5 protein-coding genes are annotated in these 4,561 nt (G+C 42.8%); 1 reads left to right on the forward strand and 4 read right to left on the reverse strand.

The genetic code is table 11. The annotated features are described in order from the left end of the window. A partial coding sequence (locus NC238_07625) for a response regulator transcription factor (GenBank protein MCM1565809.1) occupies positions 1 to 647 on the reverse strand: 647 nt, incomplete at its 3' end. A gap of 248 nt (positions 648 to 895) precedes the next feature. On the opposite strand from NC238_07625, the gene NC238_07630 reads away from it, so the two are divergent. Then, positions 896 to 1,066, forward strand: coding sequence for a hypothetical protein (locus NC238_07630; GenBank protein ID MCM1565810.1), 171 nt, complete (start codon positions 896 to 898; stop codon positions 1,064 to 1,066). A 301-nt stretch (positions 1,067 to 1,367) separates the two neighbouring features. Here the strand turns inward: NC238_07630 and NC238_07635 are convergent, their stop codons facing one another. The 3 genes from NC238_07635 to NC238_07645 form a co-directional block, all read right to left on the reverse strand. After that, entirely contained in the window at positions 1,368 to 1,904 is a 537-nt protein-coding gene (locus tag NC238_07635) for a hypothetical protein (GenBank protein MCM1565811.1), read from the reverse strand. A gap of 258 nt (positions 1,905 to 2,162) precedes the next feature. Then, positions 2,163 to 3,452, reverse strand: a complete 1,290-nt coding sequence (locus tag NC238_07640) for an MFS transporter (protein ID MCM1565812.1) — start codon at positions 3,450 to 3,452, stop codon at positions 2,163 to 2,165. Positions 3,453 to 3,478: 26 nt separating this feature from the next. Then, on the reverse strand, positions 3,479 to 4,336 hold the full coding sequence (locus tag NC238_07645; GenBank protein MCM1565813.1) for a CPBP family intramembrane metalloprotease: 858 nt from the start codon (positions 4,334 to 4,336) through the stop codon (positions 3,479 to 3,481). Positions 4,337 to 4,561: the final 225 nt, after the last annotated feature.

Consider the following 4,561-nt stretch of genomic DNA (forward strand, 5'->3'; position numbering starts at 1 on the left):
GTTAATAAATACATTGGATTTTCCGGATCGTCCTCTATCTTGCTCCGCAGCCGCCGCACATAGACTGACAGCGTATTGTCGTCAACAAAGCTGCCGCTCCCGTCCCAAAGCTTGTCCAGTAAGACTGCCCTGGTCAGGACATTATTGGGATTTTGCATCAAAAGGCATAAGAGACGGTACTCCACGACGGTGAGCTCGATCTCAAGCCCGTCTTTCAGCACCCGGTTTTCGTCAAGCCTAACAGTTATTCCGTTTGATTTCAGCTCTGTACGCAAATCCTTCGAAATGCCCGCGCGGCGCAGCAGCGCGTTGATCCTGGATACTAACTCGTTAAGCTTAAAGGGCTTGGTGATATAGTCGTCCCCGCCCATGTCAAGCCCCATGACCACATTTACTTCCTCGTCGGAGGCAGTCAGAAAAATAATCGGCACATTCGATGTCTGCCTCGCTTTTCTGCAAATTTCAAAACCGCTGCCGTCAGGCAGCGTCAGATCAAGGAGCAGCAAATCGTATTTTTGCACCGCAAGCTGTGACAGGGCTTCTTTGACGGTTCTGGCGACGTCAACTTCAAAACCGTTTTTCCGAAGAGAGAACTCCAACCCGTCAATCAGGCTGAGGTCGTCCTCAAGGAGTAAAATCCTATGCATTTATATCACTTCCGCAATTAATTTTTGAAAATACCGTTATGGAAATAATCACATTGTAGCACCATAATTCAAAAGCTTCAAGGCAGCACCAGTAAATGTAAACTCTGCGCTGGCCGGGCTGGAAAATCAGATACAGGATATCGCAAATCTCCCGGGGAGCCGGGCTTTGCCGAAGCAACAAGCGCCCTTGACTTTACCGGTATTTATTGATAAATACAGTTTATAATAGTATTCAGGGGATGATATATATGAGCGTCAGTTTTGTTGAGGAAAAGGTAACTGTAAGCGGCAAATATGCGTTAAAAGGCACCATGACCATTCCTGCAGGTAATGAAGGCAAATATCCGGCTGTCCATATTATTTCAGGCTCGGGAAAGATCACACGGGATGGCAATACAATCTTGAGAAGATTAATATGACGCCCCAGGAAAACCATAAACATCTTGAGCGAATTGGCGGGCACGCAAAATATGAAATACTCGACGGCACTCACTTTATTTATATAAACAATGTTAACCGGATCGCAGAGATTACCGATGATTTATTACTCAAAGCTAAGTAATAAGATTATGAGCCAGGTAATTATTGTCTATGTTGAAGTGCTCTACCTTAAACGTATGGAGAACCTGCTTGATGCTTAGCCTCTCATATTTCCGTCAGTTAAAGTGACGGTATTCTGTTTTTTGTTCGATACGAGACCTCGAGCATTCTTGTTTTACATTATTGGTCATCTTCACGGGGGGAACCTTGATCTTTAGTGAGTGGTTTTGCTAAAACCGGCTGCATATGCGTTCTAGTTCGTTCAGCCTGTTTTAACGCTCCTTCCTGCCATACTTGATAGCCATACGTTAAAATCCCATGGATAGTAGCATATAGTACATTTTGCAAAGGGGTTATACCCACTTCATAAAAAATCCCCCTGCTACCTAAAAAATAGACATGAAATAAATAAATGAATCCAAAGTTTAGCACTATGTCTATTGCTAAGTAAGTCCAAAATCGACCATAAGTAAAGTATAACAGCCAAATTGTAGTGATTATGTTTAGTCCAAAAATATAAGATGGGGTTTTTAATGGATATGCTGTTTCTCCATAAACAAACCACCCCAGGGTTTGTCCTGCCTCTACCACGATAATACTTGTTAGCACTGCGAATAAACCGACAGGCATTAAACGCTTAATATCTTCTTTTCTCATGAAAAACAAAGTAAACCATGGCAGAATTATCATAGACCACAATATAACTTGATTACTCATTACCACACCGTACCTTTTTTTATTTAGAATAGTATTAGTAGTTTGTAAATTTTAATTCACTCTCCTTTACTAACAAACCAGGTAAAAGCCTAGTTTCAGATTCGATAAATACCTGGGGAACTCTTTTTAGTCAAAAAAACCACATCATTGTCCCCACTGATGCCAGTATCAATAAAATAAATATACTCAATATACTTTTCAGAATCACTCTCAATAATTTCATTCCATTTTCCTCTTTGTCAAAAAGCTTCATTTCTGTTATTGCCCAACAGTTTTTAACTCCAATGCGCCTATTTTCTTAACCCGCCCGATAATAAGGGCCAGGGTGGAAACCAGCAATCCGGAAATTACGAACAGAAAACCGATGCCCCTTCCCTGTCCTGTCCCAATAACTTGCCCGATAGTTTGGCTAAGCGCCCCACCTGAATAAAAAAGCGGATTAAACAGGTGGTCGGCTAAAAAACCAGCTGATCCAAAAGCTAATATATAACCTGCTTGTGAAATTGCGTAAACCATGGACCATATCCTGCCCTGCTTTGCATTGTCTACATTGCTGCGAATGAGGACCTCCAGGCTTGTATTCAGAAACGGAAGTGTACTGAAAAAGAGGAACCCAAAAACCATGATCAAGGCAACTGCAGTAAAAAGGCCCATAAGGGCATAAAACAGCCCCGCCAGCGCAAGAGACCATGCAAGTGTTAACACCTTGTTTTTTCGTATTCCGAATATGCCGATAATCAGGCTGCTTACCAGCATCCCTGACGCCGATACAGAAAGAGTCATACCCAGAATTCTGGAATTGGTCAGTGACAACATCATGGGCCCAAATAACGATTGCAGCAACCCCACAAAAAAGCAAACCATTGTTGTTAATAAAACCAGGCATAAAACTTCCTGCTGGGATATAAGGTAGTGAAATGACTCGGACATATCACGCAAAAATTCCGGTTTTTCCTGCTTTAAGGGAGCGGCATCCTGCTTTTTAACCACAAATACTGCCGCTGCGGCAATCAAGAAGGTCATGATATCAATTATCAAAACCAGTTTAATGTCAAAAATACTCATCAGGAATCCTGCAATAATCGGAGATATAAGATATTGTGCCGACCCTGCCAATTGGATAAGCCCGCTTGCCCGGGAATACATCTCTTCTGAAACCAGGTCGGTGACAACCGCCTTATAAGAGGGGTTTTGAATAGCTGCGAATACCGAACTCAGTGCCACTCCAACATATATATGCCAAATCTCTATACTGCCCGATATCATGACCAGCAGAATGAATAATAAACCGGTTATAGCGCCCGCATCCCCGATTATCATCATTTTCTTGCGGTTAAACCTGTCTGCCAGTACTCCCCCAAAGGGCAGCAAAATGAATGTCGGCAAAAAGGCAAAAAGAATGATTAAGGAAAAATTCGTCGCCGATTGGGTCTTCTGAAAAACAAACACACCCAGTGCGAAAGCGGTAAGCCCGCTTCCAATGGCCGACATCAGCTGCCCCAGCCAGATAATAAGAAATCTTTTGTATGATTTATCCTGAACATTCATCTTTCTTTACCTCCCTTTATACAGACTTATAGAAGCCAGGTCTGAGTTTTGCCGCATTCCACAACTGGAGGGCGTTTGTTATGAAAAAACATCTCCTTGTCAAACACCACAATAACAGCGGCAATTATAACCAGGACCACGGTTTGAATACATTTTGTCGTCTGGGTTATAGCCCACAATTCCTGTGACATGTTGACAAGAAAGTGGAAGAGAATCGCCGCGGCAACACTCTTTCTGTTTTTCAGGCAAATCCAACTGATGATCACTCCCATAGGGATGATGCTTACAAAAAAGTTCAGCCCAAACCAGGCGCTCTGGTGGAAAATTTCATACTGGTAGGAGTTTTTCACAAAAATGAGGGGAAAGTGCCAGAGTGACCAGAGTATGGCGAATATGATTGACGCGGTAAACAGGTTATACCTGCTCTGCAGGCTGTCGAACGCATATCCTCTCCAGCCAAGCTCTTCAAAAGCAGCGGCAAGCAAAAGCAGGAGCAATACCGGGACGAAACCCGTTGAAAAAGAGAATCCTTCTGCAAATTGGAATTGAGAGACCAATCCTCCAAAGGGCAGCGAAAGGGCGATGGAGGCCAGTACAGATAAAGGCATTATTAAAAGAAATGCCGGCAGCATCTTCACCTGTATCAACCTCGGATTAATAAGCCGGTTGATAAAATCCTTTTTTAAACCGGAATTTTTGGATGCTGCAATCATTACCGCCGAGATGATAAACGGCGCAATCATTCCAAGCAGCATAAAAAGCATATACAGTCCGCTTATACCATCCTGAAAACTTACCCAGGCTCCGGCAAACCAGAGGGTATAGGTTACTGTAAACACCGTAAAGAAATAGAGTTTTGGGTTATACTTGTAATTCGAAATCATATTCTTCACTCCTTTATTGGTTGCGACCGACCGTCGGTCAATAAAAGCTAAAAAAATATAAGTGTTTTGAAGGGCTAAATGAATGAAAAGGATCCCGGAACAGACCCTAAAGACCTCTCAATAATTGCCTGTAGAGAAAGCACTTGTTTCACCCGCTCTTCCTCATTCCACTTGAAAAGGCCTGATTCCAACAAAAATTGAGAGCCTGCCAGAAGGAATTGCATG

The sequence above is a fragment of the Dehalobacter sp. genome (genome assembly GCA_023667845.1).
GTDB lineage: Bacteria > Bacillota > Desulfitobacteriia > Desulfitobacteriales > Syntrophobotulaceae > Dehalobacter.